Here is a 22,256-nt window from a genome sequence, read left to right on the forward strand (position 1 = left end):
AGAACTACTTGCGCTTGGCGATCTCTTCGGTCAGCTGGGGCACGACCTGGTGCAGGTCCCCCACCACGCCGAAGTCGGCGATCTCGAAGATCGGGGCCTCGGGGTCCTTGTTGATGACCACGATGGTCTTCGAGGTCTGCATGCCCGCCCGGTGCTGGATCGCGCCGGAGATCCCGGCCGCGATGTAGAGCTGCGGCGAGACCGTCTTGCCGGTCTGCCCGACCTGGAAGGCGTGCGGGTACCACCCGGCGTCGGTGGCCGCCCGGGAGGCGCCGACCGCCGCGCCGAGCGAGTCGGCCAGCTTCTCGATGATCGCGAAGTTCTCGCCGGAGCCGACGCCGCGGCCGCCGGAGACCACGATGGCGGCCTCGGTCAGCTCGGGGCGGGCGCCCTTCTCCTGCTTGACCCGCTCCACCACCCGGGCCCCGCGCGCCGCGTCCGAGAGGGCGACCTCCACCTTCTCCTCGACGGCCGCGCCGGCCTCCGCCACGGGGGCGGTGGAGTTGGGGCGGACCGCGATGATCGGGGTGCCCTTGGTCACCCGGCTGTGCACGTTGATGCCGCCGCCGAAGATGGACTGGTCGGCGACGAAGCCCTCGCCCACCCCGACCGCGTCGGTGATCACGCCCGAGTCGGTCTTGACGGCCAGCCGCCCGGCCACCTCCTTGCCCTCGGCGGTGGCCGCGAGCAGCACCGCCGCCGGGGACTTGGCGGCCACCAGCGAGGCCAGCAGCTCGGCCTTGGGGGCCACCACGTAGTCGGCGATGTCGGCGCTGTCGGCCACGTACACCTTGGCCGCGCCGAACTCGGCCAGGCGGGCCTTGGCCGTGTCCGAGTAGCCGGGCCCGGCCCAGACCGCCGACGGCTCGCCCAGCGTGCGGGCCAGCGTCAGCAGCTCCAGGGTGACCTTCTTGACGTCCCCGTCGATCTGCTCGACGAGCACCAGGATCTCCGCCATGTCACCCTCCTCAGATGAATTTCTTCGACGTGAGGAAGTCGGCGGCCTTGACCCCGCCGTCGCCCTCGTCCTTCACCACGGCGCCGGCCGCGCGCGGCGGGGCGGCCGCGAAGTCGGCCACCTCGCTCCACGCCCCGGCCAGGCCGACCAGGGCCGCGTCGATCTCCGCGTCGGCGATGCCGAACGTCTGGACCGGCTTCTTCTTGGCCGCCATGATGCCCTTGAAGGACGGGTAACGCGGCTCGTTGATCTTCTCGACCACGGAGATCACGGCCGGCAGGGTGGCCGCCACCTTGTCGAAGCCGTAGTCGGTGACCCGCTGCACGGTGATCTCGCCCTTGCCCACCTCGACCTTGTTCGCCAGCGTGAGCTGGGGCACGCCGAGCCGCTCGGCCAGCATCGCGGCGAGCATGCCGGTCCGGGCGTCGGTGGACTCAGAGCCGAGGATGACCAAGTCGAAACCGATCTTCTTCAGCGTCTGGGCCAGCGCGTAGGAGGTGGACAGAGCGTCCGAGCCGTGCAGGGCCGGGTCGACCAGGTGCACGGCCTTGTCGGCGCCCATGGCCAGCGCCTTGCGGATGGTGTCGGTGGCCTTGTCCGGCCCCATGGTGAGGACCGTCACCTCACCGCCGTTGGCTTCCTTGAGGCGTAGCGCCTCCTCCACTGCGTACTCGCAGAGCTCGTTGATGACGCCATCCGCGGCGTCGCGGTCGAGCGTCTTGTCATCGGACCTGAGCTTCCGCTCGGTCGCCGTGTCGGGGACCTGCTTGACGCAGACGACGATGTTCATGGCCGCTGGCCGACCTCCCGTATTCCGCACGGCTGCTCGCCGCGATGCCTCGAGATGCTTGACCGCCGGACGGCGCCGGCAGTGCACCCCGACCGAATGTTACCCACGAGTAGCTTATGCACAAACCCTGATGCGCAAACCCTCGTGGGTCTGCCCTCCGCACGATACCGAATGATATTTCGGAGCCTTCACCCGGCCACGGCCACCAGGCCGAGCAGGAACAGCAGTGTGCCCACTGCCAGCAACAACGTGAACGTGCTGAAAACCGTGCTGAGCACCGCCCAGAGCGCCACCGCCCCGGCGATCGACGCGAAGTCCACCACAACCCGGCCCGTGGCCTTGGCCGCCACTCCGAACCCGGCGTCCGCCAGCACCACCACCCCGTACGCGACGAGCAGCAGCAGCGAGGCCTCCGGCACGTACTCCCGCCCGGTCGCCGCCAGCAGCCCGACCACCAGACCCGATCCGACCACCCAGCGCCGCCGGACCACCTCGCGGCGGCGCGCCAGCGGATCCTCGGCGGGGGCGCGCCGCTCCGGCGTCATCCCGGGGCGCCACTCCTGGGTGAGCTCCTCCCGCGGGCCGCCCTCCGGCACCACCACCGTGGCCCGCTCCGGGACCCGGGAACCCAGCCGGGTGACCAACTCGGCGGCCGACGGCCGGGCGGCGGGTTCGGCCTTCATGCACTGCCGCAGCAGCGGCGCCAGCCAGTCCGGCACCCCGTCCAGGTCCGGCTCCCCGTGCACCACCCGGTAGGCCACCGCCGGCATCGGCCCCGTCCCGTACGGGTGCCGCCCGGTCGCCGCGAAGGCCACCGTGGCCGCCCAGGCGAACACGTCCGCGGCGGAACCGGCCTCCCGGCCCTCCAGGACCTCCGGCGCCAGGTAGCCCGGGGTGCCCACCACCGCGCCGGAGGCGGTCACCGCGGCCGAGTCCAGCGCGTACGCCACGCCGAAGTCGATCACGTGGGGTTCGCCGTCGGCGAGGATCACGTTGCCCGGTTTCAGGTCCCGGTGCACCACGCCGGCCCGGTGCACCGCGACCAGCGCCTCGGCCAGGCCGCGCGCCAGCCGTACCAGGTCGTCGCCGCGGAGCGGGCCCTCGGCGACCACCGCGGAGAGCGCGCGGCCCTGCACGTACCTGGTCACCAGGTACGGCCGGTCGGCGTTCAGGGCGGCGTCCAGCACCTCGGCCACGTGCGGCCCGCGCACCCGGCGCATGGTCTCCACCTCGCGGGCCAGCCGGGCCAGCGCGGAGGCGTCGCCGGCCACGTGCGGGTGCAGCACCTTGACCGCGACGGTCCTGCCCTCACCGTCCAGCGCCAGGTGCACCTCGCCGAAACCGCCCGAGCCGAGTGGGGAGAGCAGCCGGTAGGGGCCGAGGTACTCCGCGCTCACGTGCCCTCCCTTCCCGCCCCCGGCGGGCCTGCTCAGTTCCAGAAGGTCAGGAAGCCGAGCCCCAGCCGGTTCATCAGATCCTCGACCAGACCGCCGAGGAGGTTCACCACGGTGTCCTCGCCACGCTGCCGCAGATCGCTGACGATCGCGTCGATGGCCACCGACGGCGGGCGCCACGGCGCCCAGGTCGGGTCCGCCGAGGCCGCGGTCATCACCAGGAAGAAGGCGATCGTGCCGGCCACGATGCCCAGCACCATGCCCGCCCCGGGGCTGCGCACCAGGTTGCTCAGCGTCAGGGCCACCGCCTTGCGCGGGCCGCCCCCGCCGGGGAGCACGAAGAGCCCGGCCACGAACGCCCCGGCCGCGTACCCGGCGGCGGCGTCGGTGGTGAGGCCCGCGCCGTAGACCAGCCCGCCCCAGACGCACATGCCGAACATGACCGCGAGCGGCACCTGGAACAGGGTCGCGAAGACCGCCTTGATCAGCGCCCACGGGGTGCCGAGCACGGCCAGCACGGGGTCGGCGCCGCTGGCGCCGCGCACCTGCCGCCGGTCCGCCAGGTCGCCGAACAGGTAGTTGCCGACCCGCAGGCAGAGCACCAGCGCGATCGCCGTCAGGCTGACGATCACCGGGACCAGGCAGGCCGCCGCGACCAGCACGGTGAGCAGCAGCAGGGCCAGCACCGGATGGCGCGCCCGGTACCGCTCGCCCGGCTGCGGCGACGGCTGGTACGGCCCGGGCTGCGGGGGCGGCGGCGGCTGGTGGCGGGGCGGCGCGCTCGGCTGGGCGTTCGCCGGCGCCGGGTACCCGGCCACCCGCTGGTCCGGGAACGGCGGCGGATAGGCGGGCTGGTACGGCGGCGGCGCCATCTGCGGAGGAGGCGGCGGGGGTGGGGTCTTGCGCGGCTTGGCCTGCCGGGGTTCCCTGGTGGGCTTGGCGTAGTTGACCGGCGGCAGCAGGTCGGAGAACGTGTCCCCGCCCCTGGCATTCCCGGGGGCGTTCCCTGGGGAGTTCCTGGGGGCCTCGTCCAGCACCCGGGTGCCGTCCACCCGCGTGCCGTCGCTGAGGATCTTGGTCCCGTCGGCCAGCACCCGCGTGCCGTCGTTGAGCTGTTTCGTGCCGTCGGTGTAGATCTGCGTGCCGTCCACCAGGACGCGCGTGCCGTCGGTCAGCACGCGGGTGCCGTCCTCCAGCACCCGGGTCCCGTCGTCGGCGGTCAGCACGTGGGTGACCGGGGACTCCTTGAACACGGTGACCGACGGGTCGAGCCCCCGGGCCAGCCGGTGCAGGGCGGCGGCGGTCGGCCGGGCGCCCACGTCGGTGGCCAGCGCCAGCCGCAGCCAGCCGCGCAGCCAGGCCGGGGCCAGCTCGACCTTGGCCTTGCCCTCCAGGATGTTGTAGCAGACCACCTCGAAGGTCCCCGTGCCGAACGGGGGCTGTCCGGTGGCGGCGAAGAACACCGTCGCGGCCAGCGCGTGCACGTCCGCCGCCTGGGTGATCTCGGTGTCCCGGATGATCTCGGGGGCCAGGTAGCCGGGCGTGCCGACGAACATGCCGGTCTGGGTCAGCCGGGTGGCGTTCACCAGGTGCGCGATGCCGAAGTCGATGACCAGCGGCTGGAACGCGCCCGGGGTGTCCTCCACCAGCATCACGTTGGCCGGCTTGAGGTCGCGGTGGATGACGTCGGCGGCGTGGATGGCGACCAGCGCCTCGCAGAGCCCGCGGGCCAGCCGGACCAGGTCCCGCCCGCCGAGCGGGCCGTCCTCCAGCACCTGCTGTTCCAGCGTGCGGCCGGGCGCGAACCGGGTCACGATGTACGGCGTGGCCCCCACCAGGTCCGCGTCGAGCACCTCGGCCACCCGGGGGCTGCGCACCCGGCGCATGGTCTCCACCTCGCGGGTGAGCCGGTCCCTGGCCTTCAGATCGGAGGCGACGTGCGGATGCAGCACCTTGACCGCGACCTCGCGGTCGCCCCCGTCGAGGCCCAGGTGCACCACACCCATGCCGCCCTCACCGAGCCGGCGGAGCAGGCGGTACGGCCCGATCCGCTCCGGAGCCTCAGTAGCGGCCATCTACGACCCCCCTGGTCCCTTTGAACGTAGGTCGTCCAAGCGACTGATCACTTCCCCGATATCGACTCCCCAGAACAGGCCGACGGTGTTGTCCCCCCGGATCGACAGCAAGGCGATCCCCGCCAGCAGCAGCGCCAGCACCCCGATCCCCCAGGCCACCCCGATGGCCGCCCCCCGGGTCGGGAAGAGCGAGGCCAGCGTGCGGCGCACCTGGCGGGTGGGACCCTCCACGGCGGGCCCCGCGCAGATCGCCCAGAGCGCCACGGCGACGCCCCAGGCCAGCGCGGCGTTCGCGTCCATGGATGTCACCAGAACCGCCAGTAGCAGGGTAACCGGCACACCCAGTATCAACCCATACAACACGAGGCCAAGCGTGGTGGCGATGGATTTGACCAGCGGCCCGGGGAAGGCGAGCACGCGGAACACGTCCGCCGCGGCTTCGCCGATCGGCCGCCGGGCGTTGAGCTCGGACTGGGCGAGGTCGGCGGCCCGGAAGAGCGCCACCGCGGGCAGCACCACCAGCGCCACCAGCACCGGCGCGATGGCCGCCGCCGCCGTCATGGCCACCAGCATCAGCGCGCTGGCCACCCCGTACGCGCGGGAGCGCTGCAGCATCGCCCCCGGCCGCACGCTCGGGTTGTACGGCGGGGCGGGCGGGGGCACCCGGACCGTCTGCTGGAACGGCACCGGATGCGGCTGGTTCACATGCGGGGTCTGCTCGTAGATCTCCGGTGCCTGTTCGAAGAACGGCTGCTGAGGGATCGAGTGGCGCAGTTCCTCCGGCCGGACCCGGCGGGTCGGAACGTCCCCGTCCGGACCCGGCTGTGGGTTCAGCTGGGGGTTCAGCTGGGGGTACGACTGGGGCTGGGGCTGCGGGGGCGGCGGCTGGGGCGGCCACGGGTTGGGCCCCGAGGGCAGCGAAGGAGGCGCCATCCGGGTGGGGATGTCGCCTTCGACGTACTTGGGGATGGTGGGCGGCTCGTACTTGGGCAGCCCCTGGTCCGGGGGCGGCACCACGACCTCGGGCTGGGACAGGCCCGCGCGGCGCAGGTCCTCCCCCGTCACCCGTACCGTCGGGAAGGGGTCGCCCTGGTTCGGCGGGGGTGGGGCGACCTGCCCGGTCGAGGGTGCCTCGCCGAGCAGGGAGACGAAGTCGCGGGACGGCTCGCGCGGCACCATCGGCGTGTTCAGCGGGTCGGCCGGGCGCAGCGGCGCCACCGGCTGGTTGACCTGCTGGTTGGAGGGCGGCCTCGGCACCGGCGGCGGCCCGTCCAGGCCGAGTACGGCGATCGGCTTGCCGGTCGTCTCGTCCACGTTCGGCACGGTGGTGACCTCGTCGGGCACCCGCGGCCGGTGCGCGTGCGGCAGCAGCCGGGCCACCTGGTCGCGGAGGTCGGCCGCCCTCGGCCGCCTGGCGGGGTCCCGCTGGAGCGCGGCGCGGAGCACCGGCTGGATCACCGGCGGCGCGGCGTCCACGTTCGCCTTGCCGGAGGTGATGTTGAAGAAGATCATCTCCAGGGTGCCCTTGCCGAAGGGCGGCAGGCCGGTCGCCGCGTACAGCAGCGTGCCCGCCCAGGCGTGCACGTCGACCTCCGGGCCGGCCTCGTTGCCCTCGATGATCTCGGGAGCGAGGTAGCCGGGCGTGCCGATGAACATGCCGGTCTGGGTGAGCCGGGTGGCGTCGACGGCCTGCGCGATGCCGAAGTCGATCAGCACCGGATCGCCGTCCAGCATCAGGACGTTCCCGGGTTTCAGGTCGCGGTGGATGACCCCGGCGGCGTGCACCGCGGCGAGCGCCTCGGCCACCCCGCCCGCCACCCTGAGCAGCGCGTCCACGCTCAGCGGCCCGTCCTGCTTGACGATCTCGTCCAGCGGGCGGCCGGGCACGTACCGCGTCACGATGTACGGGCGCTGACCGGTGACGTCGGCGTCCACCACCTCGGCGATGTGCCGGTTGCGGACCCGGCGCATGGTCTCCACCTCGCGGGAGAGCCGGCGGCGCGCGGTGTCGTCTCCGGCGACCTCCGGGCGCAGCACCTTGACGGCCACCTGCCTGCCGTGTGGGTCCAGGGCCAGGTGAACCACGCCCATGCCGCCCTCACCGAGCCGCCGCAGCAACCGGTAGGGGCCCAGTCGGTCGTCCTGATTCATGCCTTAAGCACCATACCGACTAAAACACCGTCCATGAGTGAACCATCTGGCCACATTCCTGCTAAGCACAACGGCGGGAGATGGCCAACGGTTTCCCACCCTACGGTCACAATGTGAGCACCAGCGTCTCGCCCCCTGTCGCGCGGACCAGGTCGGCGCCGGAAAGGGCCAGCTTGGACCTGCGAACACCACTTCCGATCACGATGGATGAACGGCGCGTCACGTTTTCATCAACGAGCACCGGCCAGCCCTCGGGGAGGCCGATCGGGGTGATGCCGCCGTACTCCATGCCGGTCAGGGCGACCGCCTCGTGCTGCGGGGCGAAGGAGACCTTCCGGACGTCCAGCCACTTCCTGATCACGCCGTTCACGTCGGCGCGGTCGGTGGCCAGCACCATCACGGCCGCGTAGCGGGTCTCGCCGCCCCGCTTGCCGGCCACGATCACGCAGTTGGCCGAGTCCTCCGGGGCGATGCCGTACTTCTCGCAGAACGCCGCCGTGTCGGACAGGTCCGGGTCGATCTCGGCGACCCGCACCGCCAGGTCCGGCAGCGCCTTCGCCACCGGATCCGCCAGCAGGTCCAGCCGGTCGGCCGCGGGCACCCAGTCCAGCTCCGTCATCGCTATCCCTCCTTGAGCGCCCGTTGGTGCAGCGTGGTGACCGTCTGCCGGGCGGATTCGAAAGCTCCAGCCTGCCAGGCGATCAGGTGGGTGAGCCAGTCGCCGGCGAAGTAGACCCGGCCGTCCGGGCCCATGGGCTGGCCGGGGCCGATCACCCAGGCGCCCTCGATGTGGGGGCGGTTGTCCCAGGCCATGGAGACGCCGGCGAGGAGGTCCTTGCGGTACTTCGGGCCGTGGATGCGCTCGCCCTGGGTGAGGGCCTTCTCCAGGCGCTCGGGGTGTTTGAGGCGGGCGAGGGACTCGGCCTGCTCGGCGAAGTTGTAGTAGCCGAGGAGCAGGCCGCGCTGGGTGTGGAAGCCGTGGGAGGGGTACCAGATGCGGGCGATCTCCTGGTCGGTCTCGGTGATGCCGCCGTAGATCCGGTCTTCCAGCTCCCACCAGCGGCGGCCGTACTCCAGGCCGATCTTGCCCGCGGAGAAGGGGATCGCCTGGCGAAGCTGGGTGAGGGTGGCGGGTGTGAGGTTGCCGGGGATCTTCGCCATCAGGTGGGGTGGGAGGGCGGCGACGCAGTAGGCGGCTCTGGTCACGCCCTTCTGGTGGGTGATCTCGACGCCGTCGGGGAGGTTGGTGATCTTGGTGACCGCAGCGGAGAGGGTGATCCGGTCGCGGCCGATCGTGTCGGCCAGGGCGGTGACGATCGTGTCCATGCCGCCGACCGGCTGGAACATCGGCATCGCCTGCTCGGTGGTCAGGTCGTAGGTGAGGGCCGGGCCCAGGTTGTAGCCGAGCACCTCACGGAGCGGTGGCGGGGCGTCTTCGCCCCTGCGTAACACCGAGCCCTCGTAGGTGAGCTTCTCGCCGAGGTCGCCGAACTGGCGGAGCAGGTCGAGCAGGACCTGCCGGTCGGCCTCGGGGACCGCTTCGTCCAGCGCGCCCTGGCTGGTGGCCTTGGCCAGGAGCTCCGACAGGTAGCCGTAGGTGTCGGCGCGGGCGGCGCCGAAGCGGACCGGGGCGGTCATGCCGGTGTTGTAGATATACGCCGAGGCGTTGCCGTTGATGAACGGCTCGATCGGGACGCCCAGTTCGCGGCAGTAGTCCAGGGTGACCATCCACTGGGCGATCCTGGCGGGGCCGGCGTTGAAGTAGACGCCCTCGCCGAAGGTGGCCTGCTGGCGTTCTCCGGTGGTCTCGGTGAGGGTGTCGCCGCCGCGGATGGTCAGGTTCCGGCCGCCCACGCGGTCGGCGGCCTCCAGGACCGTGCAGTCGTATCCGGCTTTGCCCAGCTCGTACGCGCAGGCGAGGCCGGCCACACCGGCACCCAGGATGACCACCTTCGCGGCGGACCTGCCGCTCAGCGCGAAGTCCGCGGGCTGGGGTGGGGTGTAGTTGGTGCGCTGCTCCCCCGGGGCCAGGCCGAGCGCGCCCATCGCGGCGTACATGGCGCCCGCGCCACCGAGGGCGCCGAGGCTCACCAGCAGGGTCCGGCGGGTGACCGGGGTGGCTTTTCCGTCATTTTCCGGCGCGTCCGGCTTGGCGTCGTTCATGTCACCACCGTCCAGGTGATCAGTGACGCCCGGGGGGCGTCAGCCGTAGATGGTGCTGGCGCAGGAGATATGGCCGGCGATCATGGCGAAGATGCCGAACAGGGCCATGACCTCGTGGTAGTCGTCGGTGCTGAACTCGGTGTGGCGCGGGCCGAGCTGGCGGTTGCCCGGGATGAGGGCGCAGCCCGCGGCGATGGCCGTGGAGTTCCACTCGACCCCGAGCCGGTACGGAGGCTCCACCGCATAGGGCGAAAAATCCGCCAGTCGGTTGAGGGCTCTGGCGGCTCCCCCACGAATACGTTCCTGGGCCACGGTCGGCGGCAGCAGTTCGGCGGCGAAGCGGTCGATGCCCTTCTTGACCGCCACCGTCTCCACCTCGCCGAGCAGCTGCGCGGCCTCCTCGCAGACGGCCTCGTCCCCGGTGACCAGCGCCACCGGAACCCCCATGGACCCGGCGAACCCGGCCACCAGCCGCGTCTCCCCACAGATCTCGTCGTTGAGGTAGACGTTCTGGATCTCCTTGCCCATCCAGGTGTGGTTGAGCACGCCGTGCTGCACGCCCGCCCGCGCGTGATAGCCGACCAAACAGGCGGCGGCGAACTCCCCCGTCAGTCCCTGTCCCATCCGGTGGGGTTTGCCGGGGCCCCTGATCAGCGTGGCCCGGGTGTCCAGCAGGTCGATCCTGAGGTTCTTGGTCGACCCGTGCGCGTCGTTGACCAGCACCGTGTCGGCCCCCGCCGCGTACACCCCGTCGATCACCGCGTTGGCGTCGGCGGTCATCAGCTCGCAGCCGCGCTCGTACCCGCGACCGCCCGCGTGCATCTCCTCCGGGTCGGTCAGCCCCGTCACACCTTCCATGTCGACCGACAGATAAACGCGCATCAAACCGTCTTGAGATCCCGAAGCCGATCCAACTCCCGCCGCATGGCCACAACCTCCCGGCGGAGCATCTGTACCTCCCACAAGGTATCCCTGATGTCCCGCACATGGTCAGCCTTGGTCACGTACCGCGCGTCAATCCGCACCCGCACGGCCCGCCACAACCGGGAAGGAACCAACCTACGCATCAGGGCCCACATAAATGCCCACGATATCCGCTTCCCGATCACAATCCACGAACAGCCAGGACTCGATCAGGAAGATCACTTAGATCACCTGGGCCGGCCCGCCGCTGGTGAAGGCGGCGGGCCGGAACAGGACGGCTAGCGGAGGGTGCCGTTGGTCATGCCTGCTGGTTCCTCGGGGACGGCGATGAGGCCGAGTTCGGCTGGGGAGGCCATGAGGGGGTGGTGGGGGACGACTCGGACGGAGTAGCCGAAGGCGCCGGTGCGGTCCAGGGGGATGGTGCCGGTGAAGGTGGCTCGGCCGTCGTCACCGGTGGTGAGAGGGGTCAGGGAGACGTAGGTGGGGTCGAGGAGTTCGTCGTGGAGGCCGACTCGGCCGTAGCCGGCCTGGACCTGGAGGTCGGACGGGGCGAGGTCGCCCAGGGCGATGGTGGCGTTGATCTCCATGGTGGCGCCGAGTTCGGGGGTGTCGCCGATGCCGGAGGTTTCCACGTGTTCCACGCGGAGGCCGGGCCAGGCCTGGGAGACGCGGATCTTCCAGGCGGCGAACGCCTTGGCGCCCTGGTGGTGCTCGGCCGAGAGGGTGCGGGCGGACTCGGCGGCCGGGGTGTACAGGTCCACGACGTAGTCGCGGAGCATGCGGCCGGCCAGCACCTTGGGGCCGAGCGAGCTGAGGGTGTGCTTGACCATCTCCAGCCAGCGCCGGGGCAGCCCGTCGGCCGCCCGGTCGTAGAACCGGTCGGCCACCTCACGCTCGATCAGGTCGTAGAGGGCGGTGGCCTCCAGGTCGTCGCGGCGCTCGGGGTCGGTGACGCCGTCGGCGGTGGGGATGGCCCAGCCGTTGGTGCCGTCGTACCACTCGTCCCACCAGCCGTCCCGGATGGACAGGTTGAGGCCGCCGTTGAGCGCGGCCTTCATGCCGGAGGTGCCGCACGCCTCAAGCGGCCGCAGGGGGTTGTTCATCCAGACGTCGCAGCCCTGCACGAGCAGCTGGCCGAGGGCCATGTCGTAGTCGGGCAGGAAGACGATCCGGTGCCGCACGTCCTCCATGTCGGCGAACTTCACGATCTGCTGGATCAGCTTCTTGCCGCCCTCGTCGGCCGGGTGCGCCTTGCCCGCGATCAGGATCTGCACCGGCTTGTCCGGGTCCAGCAGCAGTTCGCGCAGCCGCTCGGGGTCGCTGAGCATCAGCGTCAGCCGCTTGTAGGAGGGCACCCGCCGGGCGAACCCGATGGTCAGCACGTTCGGGTCGAGCGCCTCGTCGGTCCAGCCCAGCTCGGCCTCGGAGGCCCCCCGGTCCCGCCAGGAGCGGCGCAGCCGCCGGCGCGCGTCGGCCACCAGCCGGCCCCGCAGCTGGCCCCTGATCGTCCAGATGTCGCCGTCGGAGAGCTTGCGCACGGCCTCCCAGCCCTGGGTGATGTCCACCATGGTGGGCAGTTCGCCGCCGGCCAGCTCCATCACCTCGCGGCCCACCCAGGTGGGCGCGTGCACGCCGTTGGTGATCGAGCCGATCGGCACCTCGGACAGGTCGAAGCCCGGCCAGAGGCCCTGGAACATCTCCCGGCTGACCTCGCCGTGCAGCAGCGAGACGCCGTTGACCCGCTGGGCCAGGCGCATGCCCATGACGGCCATGTTGAAGACGGCCTTCTCCCCGGATTCCGGGGTGTCCGGCTCGGCGCCGAGCTCCAGGATGCGGTCCACGCTCACGGTCGGCCAGGCGTTGTCGCCGCCGAACTGCCGGGCGATCATGTCGGCCGGGAACCGGTCGATACCGGCCGGAACCGGGGTGTGCGTGGTGAAGACCGTGCCCGCGCGCACCGCCTCCAGCGCCTCGTCGAAGGAGAGCCGGGCCTCGGTGAGCTCGCGGATGCGCTCCAGGCCGAGGAAGCCGGCGTGGCCCTCGTTGGTGTGGAAGACCTCAGGCTCGGGGTGGCCGGTGATCCGGCAGTACGCGCGCAGCGCCCGCACCCCGCCGATGCCGAGCAGCAGCTCCTGCATCAGCCGGTGGTCGCCGCCACCGCCGTACAGGCGGTCGGTGACGTCGCGGGCGGCGATGTCGTTGTCGGCCACGTCGGAGTCGAGCAGCAGCAGCGGGATGCGCCCGACCTGGGCCACCCAGATCTGGGCGTGCAGCACCCGCCCGCCGGGCAGGCCGATCCGGATCCGGGACGGCGTGCCGTCGGCCTCCTTGAGCAGGGTCAGCGGCAGGCCGCCCGGGTCGAGCGAGGGGTAGTGCTCCTGCTGCCAGCCCTCGGGCGACAGCGACTGGGTGAAGTAGCCGTGCCGGTAGAGCAGGCCGACGCCGAGGATGGGCACGCCGAGGTCGCTGGCGGCCTTCAGGTGGTCGCCGGCCAGGATGCCGAGGCCGCCGGAGTACTGCGGCAGGGCGGCCGCGATGCCGTACTCCGGGGAGAAGTAACCGATGGCTTTGGGACCGCCGGAAAGGGTCTGGTACCAGCGAGGGCCGGTGATGTACTCGCGGAGGTCGTCGGCCGCGTCGGCGAGGCGGCGCAGGAAGCGCCGGTCCTGGGCGAGGGCGCGGAGGCGGTCGGCGGCCACGGCGCCGAGCAGCGCGACGGGGTCGTGCCCGACGCGCTCCCACACGTCGGGGTCCACCTCGGCGAACAGGTCCATCGTCTCCGGGTGCCACGACCAGCGGAGATTCTGGACCAGCTCACCGAGCGGGGCGAGTTCGGCCGGAAGGACGGTACGGACGGTGAACCTGCGAATAGCTCTCACGTGGCCAGACCCTAGGGGATCGGAGTGGGTGGATGGGGCGGAACCGGGACGGCATGGCGTGCCTCTACAGCGCTCTCACCATAAGCAAACTTGCTCAAACCTCACGGAACCAGAGTATGGACTGTGAGCCGAGCTCCAGTTCCGAGGCCGATCGTGTACGGCCGGCACCCGTTCGACAACTCCCGGAAAGGGAATGGAGTTGACCCATACGATCCTCTTTCATATCCACGGGTAAACATGGAGCATTGGGGCAACTCCTGTATGAGCCGAAGGCCCGGTCGGCGGGTCGCGGTCCGTGCTGCCCCAACTCCGAGCCAAGATCGATCCTGCCCCGTGAACTCCGGCGAGCACCGGGTGTGCCGTCGCTACGTTGAGAAACGATGATCGGACGAATCCCAATCCAGGACATCCACCCCGTCGTCGACTGCGGGAAGCGCCCCGCCAAGGCCGTCGCCGGGGAGACCTTCGAGATCAGCGCCACCGTGTTCCGGGAGGGACACGACGCGGTCGCCGCGGGGGTCGTGCTCATCGACCCCGAGGGCAAGACCGGGCGGCTGCTGCCCATGCGCGAGCCGGCGCAGGGCACCGATCGGTGGAGCGTGACGGTGTCACTGCCCGCGGAAGGGCTGTGGTCGGTCCGGGTCGAGGCGTGGAGCGACCCGATCGCCACCTGGCTGCACGACGCCGGGATCAAGATCCCGCGTGGTCTGGACCCGGACCTGATGTGCGAGGAGGGTGCCCGGCTCTTCGAGCGGGCCGCCCGAGCGGTGCGCGCCGCCGACTGCCCGCCCGCCGCCACCCCCGGTGAGCTGCGGATCTGCGGCCACCGGGCGGCCCTGCAGGCGCTGGCCGCCAAGCTCAGGGACGACGAGGTGGACCCCAGGGCCCGGTACGCGACGGCCCAGCTGCCGGAGACGGCCGCGCTGATCGCCGCGCACCCGCTCCGCGACCTGGTCACCAAGGCCACGCCGGTGAAGATCCGGGTGGACCGGCGGCGGGCGCTGTTCGGCTCGTGGTATGAGTTCTTCCCGCGCTCGGAGGGCGCGATCGTCGAAGAGGGCATCGCCAAGTCCGGAAATTTCGCGACCGCGGCGAAGCGTCTGCCGGCCGTCGCGCAGATGGGCTTCGACGTGGTCTACCTGCCCCCGATCCACCCCATCGGCATGGCCTTCCGGAAGGGCAGGAACAACACCCTGACCCCCGAACCGGGCGACCCCGGCTCGCCGTGGGCGATCGGCGGCGAGGAGGGCGGCCACGACGCGATCCACCCGGACCTGGGCACCATCGAGGACTTCGCCGCGTTCGTCGCCAAGGCCCGCGAGCTGGGCATGGAGGTGGCGCTGGACCTGGCCTTGCAGTGCTCCCCCGACCACCCGTGGGTGAAGGACCACCCGGAGTGGTTCAACATCCGGGCCGACGGCTCCATCGCATACGCCGAGAACCCGCCCAAGAAGTACCAGGACATCTACCCGCTCAACTTCGACCGGGACCCGGCGGGCATCTTCGCCGAGGTCAAGCGGGTGGTGCTGCACTGGATGGCGCACGGCGTGCGGATCTTCCGGGTGGACAACCCGCACACCAAGCCGGTGCAGTTCTGGGAGAAGCTGCTGGCCGACATCAGGACCACCGACCCGGACGTACTCTTCCTGTCGGAGGCCTTCACCCGCCCGGCGATGATGCAGACGCTGGCCAAGGTGGGTTTCCACCAGTCCTACACCTACTTCACCTGGAAGAACTCCCGTGCCGAGGTGGAGCAGTACCTGTCTGAGCTGGCGAATGAGACATCACACTTTTTGCGCCCGAACCTGTTCGTTAACACCCCGGACATCCTCCATGAGTACCTTCAGCACGGAGGGATCCCGGCATTCAAGATCCGGGCCGTACTGGCCGCGCTGACCGCTCCCAGCTGGGGCGTCTACGCGGGGTACGAGCTCGGGGAGAACGTCCCGGTCCGACCGGGGAGCGAAGAGTACCTGGACAGCGAGAAGTACCAGTACCGCCCGCGTGACTGGGCCGCGGCCGAACGGGAGGGCCGCAGCCTCGCCCCCTTCATCACGCACCTCAATTTGTTCAGAAGAGCCCACCCCTCCCTCCAGGAATTGCGTAATCTACGGTTTCACAACGTTGATCAGCCGGATGTGATCTGCTTCTCCAAGCGGCTCCCTGGCGCCTACGACACGGCCACACGACGGCACGGCATAGGCGACGTCGTCCTGGCCGTGGTCAACCTGGATCCGCACAACACCCATGAGGGCACCGTCCAGCTGGACATGCCGGCCCTAGGCCTCGACTGGCACGCCGAGTTCGTCGTGGACGACGAACTCTCCGGCGAGTCGTACCGCTGGCGGCAGGCTAACTACGTGCGCCTCGACCCACATGTCCATCCTGCACACGTCTTCACGCTGCGTAACGGGACAACGCACCGCGCGTGAGACAGCCCTTGCACAACCGGGGAGTACAACGGTGAGTCCTACACCGCCGCATCAGCCGATTCCGAACACCTTCACGCACGAGAAGCCCCGCGACCAGTACTGGTACAAGCGGGCCGTGTTCTATGAGGTGCTCATCCGCGGCTTCGCCGACTCCAACGGGGACGGCACGGGCGACATCCGAGGCCTGATCGACAAGCTCGACTACATCCAGTGGCTCGGCGTGGACTGCCTCTGGCTACTTCCCCTGTACGAGTCGCCGCTGCGCGACGGCGGGTACGACATCGCCGACTTCATGAAGATCCTCCCGGACTTCGGGGACCTGGGGGACTTCGTGAGGCTGGTCGAGGAGGCCCACAAGCGCGGCATCCGGGTCATCGCCGACCTGGTCATGAACCACACCAGCGACCAGCACCCGTGGTTCCAGGCCAGCCGGCGCGACCCGGACGGCCCGTACGGCGACTTCTACGTCTGGAACGACGACGACGAGAAGTACAAGGACGCCCGGATCATCTTCGTCGACACCGAGACCTCCAACTGGACCCACGACCCGGTGCGCGGCCAGTACTACTGGCACCGGTTCTTCAGCCACCAGCCGGACCTCAACTACGAGAACCCGGCGGTGCAGGAGGCCATGCTGGAGGTGCTCCGGTTCTGGCTGGACCTGGGCATCGACGGCTTCCGGATGGACGCCATCCCCTACCTGTTCGAGCAGGAGGGCACCAACTGCGAGAACCTGCCGGAGACCCACGCCTACCTCAAGCGCGTCCGCGCCGAGGTGGACCGCCTCTACCCGGACCGGGTGCTGCTGGCCGAGGCCAACCAGTGGCCGGCCGACGTGGTGGAGTACTTCGGCGACCCGGTCACCGGCGGCGACGAGTGCCACATGGCCTTCCACTTCCCGCTGATGCCGCGCATCTTCATGGCGGTACGGCGGGAGTCGCGCTACCCCATCTCCGAGATCCTGGCGCAGACCCCCAAGATCCCGGAGAACTGCCAGTGGGGCATCTTCCTCCGCAACCATGACGAGCTCACCCTCGAAATGGTCACCGACGAAGAGCGCGACTACATGTACTCCGAGTACGCCAAGGACCCCCGGATGCGCGCCAACGTGGGCATCCGCCGTCGCCTGGCGCCGCTGCTGGAGAACGACCGCAACCAGATCGAGCTGTTCACCGCGCTGCTGCTCTCCCTGCCCGGCTCCCCCGTGCTCTACTACGGGGACGAGATCGGCATGGGGGACAACATCTGGCTGGGCGACCGGGACGGCGTCCGTACCCCGATGCAGTGGACGCCCGACCGGAACGCCGGATTCTCCAACTGCGACCCCGGGCGGCTCTACCTGCCGGTCATCATGGACCCGATCTACGGGTACCAGGCGATCAACGTGGAGGCGCAGCAGAAGAGCTCCGGCTCGCTGCTGCACTGGACCAAGCGGATGATCGACATCCGCAAGCGCCACCCGGTCTTCGGCCTCGGCGACTTCACCGAGCTCAACTCCTCCAACCCCAGCGTGCTGGCGTTCGTCCGGGAGCTGGGGGACGACCGGGTACTCTGCGTCAACAACCTGTCCCGCTTCCCGCAGCCGGTCGAGCTGGACCTGCGGCGGTTCGAGGGGGCCATGCCGGTGGAGTGCATGGGCGGAGTTCCCTTCCCCCCAATTGGCGAACTTCCGTATCTTTTGACGCTTCCAGGGCATGGTTTCTACTGGTTCACCATCCCACCGGTGTCACGGGAGGAATAGAACGTGCTGACTGAGCTCCTTACCGGCTGGATCGCCAATCAACGCTGGTTCGCCGGTAAGGGGCGCCCGATCGACGGGGTGTCGATCGAGTCAAGCACCCAGCTCGCCGCCGACGACCCCATCCTCGCCCTGCTCATCCTCGCGGTACGGCAGGGCGAGACCACCACCCGCTACCAGCTCCTGCTGGGGCTGCGCGACGAGCTCCCCGACCGGCTCAGGCACGTGCACATCGGCCGCACCGAGTGGGGCGGCCGGGAACGGCACGCCTACGACGCGGCCCACGACGCCGAGCTCACCGGGCGGCTGCTGGCCGGCATGGACGTGGACCTGGGCATCGACCCGCTGGCCTTCCACCGGGTGCCCGGGGTGGACATCGACACCGCTCCGCGCAGCCTGGTGATGACGGCCGAGCAGTCCAACACCTCGATCGTGTACGGCGACAAGTACATCCTGAAGCTGTTCCGGGCCCTGGTCCCCGGGGTCAACCCCGAACTGGAGATCGTCACCGCGCTGGCCAAGGCCGGGTCGACCCACGTGGCCCGGCCGTACGGGTGGGTCGAGACGCCGCTGGACGGCGAGCCGACCACGCTCGCCATCATGCAGGAGTTCCTGTCCAACGCCAGCGAGGGCTGGCAGATGGCGCTGACCAGCGTGCGCGACCTGTACGCCTCGCCGCGCGGGATCTCGGCGGCCGACGCCGGGGGCGACTTCGCGGCCGAGGCGCGGCGGCTGGGCAACGCCACCGCGCAGGTGCACCGGGACCTGGCCCGGTGCTTCCCGACCGCGGTGATCGAGCCGGTCGAGGTCAAGCGGATGACCGAGCGCTTCCGGCGGCGGCTGGACCGGGCCATCGTCGAGGTGCCGGCGCTGGAGGAGCACGCCGGGGTGGCGCACGCCGCCTACGACCGGCTGGCCGACGTGGACCGGCCGGTGGCGGTGCAGCGGGTGCACGGGGACTACCACCTCGGGCAGGTGATGCGGACCGCCTCGGACTGGGTGGTCCTCGACTTCGAGGGCGAGCCGGGGCAGCCGCTGGCCGAACGGCGGGCGCTGGACTCGCCGCTGCGGGACGTGGCGGGCATGCTCCGCTCCATCGAGTACGCCGCGCGCCACCTGCTGGCCGACCACCCGGACGCGGCCGCGCTGGCCGAACGGGCGCAGGAGTGGGCGGCCCGCAACCGGGCCGCCTTCCTGACCGGCTACACCGAGGCGGGCGGCAGCGTGAACGGCGCCGACGCCGTCCTGCTGCACGCCCTCAAACTCTCCAAGGCCGTGTACGAGGTCGTGTACGAGGCCAGGAACCGCCCGAGCTGGCTACCGATCCCGCTCGCGGCCTTCCACGAGCACTAACTGATCCGCCACTGCCCCGGCAGGATGAGCGGGCCGAAGGCAGGCAGGCCAAGTTCGGCGGCGAGCGCCGCGATCGGGCCCCACGCCTCCAGCCGGACCCTGGCCATCGCCGCCGCGCGGTCCTCGCTCGACTCGGGCGGGCGCAACCGCTCCAGCGGGTTCAGACGGGGGTAGGGGCGCACGGGGGCGTCCACCGCCAGGCCGGCCCGTTTGCGGGCGATGGCCAGCGCGTCCTCCAGGCCGCCGAGCTCGTCCACCAGGCCGTTGGCGCGGGCGTCCGCGCCGGTCCAGACCCGGCCGCGGGCCAGCTCGTGGGCACGGTGGCGATCCATCTGCCGGCCCTGCGCGACCTTGCCCACGAAGTCGTCGTAGACCCGGTCCAGCCAGGTGTTCACCTTGGCCCACTGGGCCTCGGAGAAGCCCCGGGTGAGGGAGAACATGCCGGCGTTGGCGCCCTCGGTGATCGCTTCGGAGACCACGCCGACCCGGTTGAGCAGCTCGCCCAGCACCGGCTTGCCGCCGAAGACGCCGATGGAGCCGGTGAGCGTGCCCGGCTGGGCGACGATCACGTCGGCCGCCATGGAGACGAAGTAGCCGCCGGAGGCCGCCAGGTCCCCCATCGACACGATGACCGGCTTGCCGGACTTGCGGGCCAGGACCACCTCCCGCCAGATGGTGTCGGAGGCCACGTACGAGCCGCCGGGGCTGTCCACCCGGAAGACGATCGCGCGCACCTTGTCGTCCCTGCGGGCCGCGCGCAGCGCGGCGGCGATGGTGTCGGAGCCCATCGCGCTGCCGCCGCCCAGCGGGGAACGCCCGCTGCGGCCGAGCCGGATCGCGCCGGAGCCGTGCACCAGGGCGACCACCTCCTCGCCGGGGTGCGGGAGCCTCCTGGGGGTGGCGGTCTTGGCGTAGCGGGAGACGTACAGCAGGTGGGAGCCCTCAGGGACGGCCTCCGCGTACACCTCGTCCCGGTACTTCAGGCCGTCCACCAGGCCGGCTTCCAGCGCCTCCGGGCCGAGGAAGGGGCCCTGGTCGATGAGCTCGCGGACCCGGGCGGGTTCCAGCGGGCGGGACTCGGCGATGCCGGCGACGATCTGCTCGGTGACCGACTCGGCGATCCGGGAGTAGGACTCGCGGTGCGCCTCGGTCATGTGGTCCTTGGTGAACATGTTGGCCGCGGTCTTGTACTCGTGCCGCTGGCCGATCTGGTATTCCACGTTCAGCTTGGCCAGCGCGCCCTTGACGAACCGCTGCTCCAGCGCGACCCCGGTCAGCCCGACGTCGCCGGAGGGCTGGAGGTAGACCCGCTCGAAGGCGCTGGCCAGGTAGTAGGGCACGGTTCCGGTGCCGAACTCGCCGAAGGTCTCCGCGTAGGCGACGGTGAGCTTGCCCGCGGCACGCAGGCGCACCACGGCGCCGCGCAGCTCCTGGACCATGCCCAGGCCGAGCGGGGCCGAGCCGATCCGCACGATGAGCGCCTTGACCCGGGGGTCGCGGCGGGCCCTGCGCAGCCCCGCGAGCACGTCGGCCAGGCGCGGTTTGCGCATGGTGAGCAGCGCGCCCAGCGGGTCGGCGGGCGGGCCCTCGGTGAGTCCCTCGGTCAGATCCAGTTCCAGGACCAGCGGCCCGGAGCGGCGCTGGCGCACCCTGCCGACGGTCTCCATGATCGCCTTTGTCGCGTCCATACCCGCCACCCTAAGGCCCCTGCGCGTGACGCGGGCGGCCCCCGCGTCTGGCGGGACGCGGGGGCCGGATCTTGCGTGAGGGTTGCTTTTACCTGAGGCCGTTGGAGATGGCGCTGATCAGCTCGCCGTTGGCGGTGTCACCGCTGGTCTCCCAGAAGAAGGCGCCGGCCAGGCCCTGGTTCTTGGCGTAGGTCATCTTGCCGGTGATGGTGCTGGGGGTGTCGTAGCCCCACCACTGGCCGTTGCAGAAGCCGTACGCCGTGCCGCCGACCGTGCCGGTGGCGGGGCACTTGGTCTTGAGGACCTTGTAGTCCTCGATGCCCGCCTCGTACGTGCCGGGCGCGGCGCCGGTGGCGGTGCCGCCGGGGGCGCTCTGGGTCACCCCGGTCCAGCCCCGGCCGTAGAAGCCGATGCCGAGCAGCAGCTTGCTGCCGGGGATGCCCTTGCTCTTCAGCTTCTGGATGGCCGCGTCGGAGTAGAAGCCCGCGGTCGGGATGCCGGTGTAGGAGGTGAGCGGGGAGTGCGGGGCGGTCGGGCCCTGCGCGGCGAAGGCGCCGAAGTAGTCGTAGGTCATCGGCATGTAGAAGTCGACGTACTGGGCGGCGCCCGCGTAGTCGGCCGCGTCGATCTTGCCGCCGTTGGTGCCGTCGGCGGTGATCGCCGCGGTCACCAGGGCGCTGGAGCCGAAGCGGTTCCGCAGCGCCTGCATCAGGTTCTTGAAGGAGGCGAAGCCGGTGGCGTCACAGGTGAGGCCGCAGGCGTTCGGGTACTCCCAGTCGATGTCGATGCCGTCGAAGACGTCGGCCCAGCGCGGGTCCTTGACCACGTTGTAGCAGCTGTTGGCGAACGCGGTGGGGTTGGCCGCGGCCTGGGTGAAGCCGCCGGAGTAGGTCCAGCCGCCGAAGGAGAAGATCACCTTCAGGCCGGGGTACATGGCCTTCAGGCGGCGCAGCTGGCCGAAGTTGCCGCGGAGCGCGCCCGTGTCCCAGGTGTCGGCCACGCCGTTGACCGAGTCGGCCGCCGAGTACGCCTTGTCGTAGTCGGCGTAGGTGTCGGAGAGCGCGCACTGGCCGCCCGTGACGTTGCCGAAGGCGTACAGGATGTGGGTGAGCTTGGCGGCGGTGCCGCTGGTCTCCAGGTTCTTGACGTGGTAGTTCCGGCCGTAGATGCCCCAGTTGGTGAAGTAGCCGATGACCTTGCGGCCGCCGGGCGGGGGCGTCGGCGTGTTGGTCGGGGTCGGGCTGGGCGACGGGCTGGCGGTCGGCGTGGGACTGGGGCTGGCGGTCGGCGTGGGACTGGGGCTGGAGGTCGGGCCGCCGGTGCAGGCCGCGCCGTTCAGCTTGCAGTTCTGCAGGGTCGCGAGCCCGCCGGGCGCTCCGATGAACCCGAAGCTGACGGAGCCGCCTGCCGCGACCGCGCCGTTCCAGCCCTTGTTCACGAAGGTGTAGTGGTTGCCGCTCTTCGTCATGTCGGCGTCCCAGGCCGAGCTGATGGTGGTGCCGGCCGGCACGTCGAACTCCACCCGCCAGGAGCTGAGGGCGGTGTCGCCTGCCCGGACGGTCACCTTCCCCTCGAACCCGGAACCCCAGTCCGAGCTGACGGCATAGGTGGCGGTGGCCGGCGTGGCAGCGGATGCCGTCCCGATGCCCAGCGGCACCAGCAGCGCCGCCGCGGCGATCAGGGACCCGAATGTCATTCGACGCAAGGGTTT

The 22,256-nt window shown here is 70.9% G+C and carries 14 protein-coding genes; 3 read left to right on the forward strand and 11 right to left on the reverse strand.

What is annotated here, in order from left to right; all coding sequences use genetic code 11:
• Positions 1-4: 4 nt before the first annotated feature.
• The 9 genes from KIP79_RS11100 to glgP all read right to left on the reverse strand — a co-directional run bounded on the left by KIP79_RS11100 (position 5) and on the right by glgP (position 13,334).
• Entirely contained in the window at positions 5-958 is a 954-nt protein-coding gene (locus KIP79_RS11100) for an electron transfer flavoprotein subunit alpha/FixB family protein (protein ID WP_214104632.1), read from the reverse strand.
• Positions 959-968: 10 nt separating this feature from the next.
• Complete coding sequence (locus KIP79_RS11105) at positions 969-1,748, reverse strand: electron transfer flavoprotein subunit beta/FixA family protein (protein WP_214104633.1); 780 nt, start codon at positions 1,746-1,748, stop codon at positions 969-971.
• Between the two features lie 188 nt (positions 1,749-1,936).
• A complete protein-coding gene (locus KIP79_RS11110; protein WP_214104634.1) occupies positions 1,937-3,145 on the reverse strand; it encodes a serine/threonine-protein kinase in 1,209 nt (402 codons plus the stop codon).
• A 32-nt stretch (positions 3,146-3,177) separates the two neighbouring features.
• A complete protein-coding gene (locus KIP79_RS11115; RefSeq protein WP_214104635.1) occupies positions 3,178-5,217 on the reverse strand; it encodes a serine/threonine-protein kinase in 2,040 nt (679 codons plus the stop codon).
• On the reverse strand, positions 5,218-7,368 hold the full coding sequence (locus KIP79_RS11120) for a serine/threonine-protein kinase (protein ID WP_214104636.1): 2,151 nt from the start codon (positions 7,366-7,368) through the stop codon (positions 5,218-5,220). It abuts the gene before it with no gap.
• Positions 7,369-7,474: 106 nt separating this feature from the next.
• Complete coding sequence (locus tag KIP79_RS11125; protein WP_214104637.1) at positions 7,475-7,987, reverse strand: YbaK/EbsC family protein; 513 nt, start codon at positions 7,985-7,987, stop codon at positions 7,475-7,477.
• Positions 7,988-7,989: 2 nt separating this feature from the next.
• Positions 7,990-9,531, reverse strand: a complete 1,542-nt coding sequence (locus KIP79_RS11130; RefSeq protein ID WP_214104638.1) for a flavin monoamine oxidase family protein — start codon at positions 9,529-9,531, stop codon at positions 7,990-7,992.
• Between the two features lie 39 nt (positions 9,532-9,570).
• Positions 9,571-10,413, reverse strand: a complete 843-nt coding sequence (locus tag KIP79_RS11135; RefSeq protein WP_214104639.1) for a M55 family metallopeptidase — start codon at positions 10,411-10,413, stop codon at positions 9,571-9,573.
• 320 nt (positions 10,414-10,733) lie between these two features.
• On the reverse strand, positions 10,734-13,334 hold the full coding sequence (glgP, locus tag KIP79_RS11140) for an alpha-glucan family phosphorylase (protein ID WP_214104640.1): 2,601 nt from the start codon (positions 13,332-13,334) through the stop codon (positions 10,734-10,736).
• Positions 13,335-13,714: 380 nt separating this feature from the next.
• Here glgP and KIP79_RS11145 point away from each other — a divergent pair, with 380 nt between their 5' ends.
• Genes KIP79_RS11145 through KIP79_RS11155 form a run of 3 tightly spaced genes read left to right on the forward strand, consistent with a single transcriptional unit; the run spans position 13,715 to position 18,857 of the window.
• Entirely contained in the window at positions 13,715-15,766 is a 2,052-nt protein-coding gene (locus KIP79_RS11145; RefSeq protein ID WP_214104641.1) for an alpha-1,4-glucan--maltose-1-phosphate maltosyltransferase, read from the forward strand.
• Positions 15,767-15,797: 31 nt separating this feature from the next.
• The gene (gene treS / locus KIP79_RS11150; RefSeq protein ID WP_214104642.1) at positions 15,798-17,507 is read left to right on the forward strand and encodes a maltose alpha-D-glucosyltransferase; all 1,710 of its coding nucleotides are present in this window, start codon (positions 15,798-15,800) and stop codon (positions 17,505-17,507) included.
• Positions 17,508-17,510: 3 nt separating this feature from the next.
• Positions 17,511-18,857, forward strand: coding sequence for a maltokinase N-terminal cap-like domain-containing protein (locus KIP79_RS11155; RefSeq protein ID WP_214104643.1), 1,347 nt, complete (start codon positions 17,511-17,513; stop codon positions 18,855-18,857).
• Here the strand turns inward: KIP79_RS11155 and sppA are convergent.
• Both sppA and KIP79_RS11165 read right to left on the reverse strand, forming a co-directional pair.
• On the reverse strand, positions 18,854-20,545 hold the full coding sequence (gene sppA, locus KIP79_RS11160) for a signal peptide peptidase SppA (RefSeq protein ID WP_214104644.1): 1,692 nt from the start codon (positions 20,543-20,545) through the stop codon (positions 18,854-18,856). The two genes, KIP79_RS11155 and sppA, sit on opposite strands and share 4 nt — an antisense overlap.
• A gap of 88 nt (positions 20,546-20,633) precedes the next feature.
• Positions 20,634-22,241 (reverse strand): glycosyl hydrolase family 18 protein, encoded by a 1,608-nt coding sequence (locus KIP79_RS11165; RefSeq protein ID WP_214104645.1) that lies wholly within the window; start codon positions 22,239-22,241, stop codon positions 20,634-20,636.
• Between the last annotated feature and the right edge of the window lie 15 nt (positions 22,242-22,256).

Source organism: Acrocarpospora catenulata, from assembly GCF_018476525.1.
In the GTDB taxonomy this organism is placed as follows: Bacteria; Actinomycetota; Actinomycetes; order Streptosporangiales; family Streptosporangiaceae; genus Acrocarpospora; species Acrocarpospora catenulata.

Coding starts and splice junctions, on each gene's coding strand:
- KIP79_RS11100 (WP_214104632.1), bottom strand. CDS start 958: ATGGCGGAGATCCTGGTGCTCGTCGAGCAGATCGACGGGGACGTCAAG.
- KIP79_RS11105 (WP_214104633.1), bottom strand. CDS start 1,748: ATGAACATCGTCGTCTGCGTCAAGCAGGTCCCCGACACGGCGACCGAG.
- KIP79_RS11115 (WP_214104635.1), bottom strand. CDS start 5,217: ATGGCCGCTACTGAGGCTCCGGAGCGGATCGGGCCGTACCGCCTGCTC.
- KIP79_RS11120 (WP_214104636.1), bottom strand. CDS start 7,368: ATGAATCAGGACGACCGACTGGGCCCCTACCGGTTGCTGCGGCGGCTC.
- KIP79_RS11125 (WP_214104637.1), bottom strand. CDS start 7,987: ATGACGGAGCTGGACTGGGTGCCCGCGGCCGACCGGCTGGACCTGCTG.
- KIP79_RS11130 (WP_214104638.1), bottom strand. CDS start 9,531: ATGAACGACGCCAAGCCGGACGCGCCGGAAAATGACGGAAAAGCCACC.
- KIP79_RS11135 (WP_214104639.1), bottom strand. CDS start 10,413: ATGCGCGTTTATCTGTCGGTCGACATGGAAGGTGTGACGGGGCTGACC.
- KIP79_RS11145 (WP_214104641.1), top strand. CDS start 13,715: ATGATCGGACGAATCCCAATCCAGGACATCCACCCCGTCGTCGACTGC.
- sppA (WP_214104644.1), bottom strand. CDS start 20,545: ATGGACGCGACAAAGGCGATCATGGAGACCGTCGGCAGGGTGCGCCAG.
- KIP79_RS11165 (WP_214104645.1), bottom strand. CDS start 22,241: ATGACATTCGGGTCCCTGATCGCCGCGGCGGCGCTGCTGGTGCCGCTG.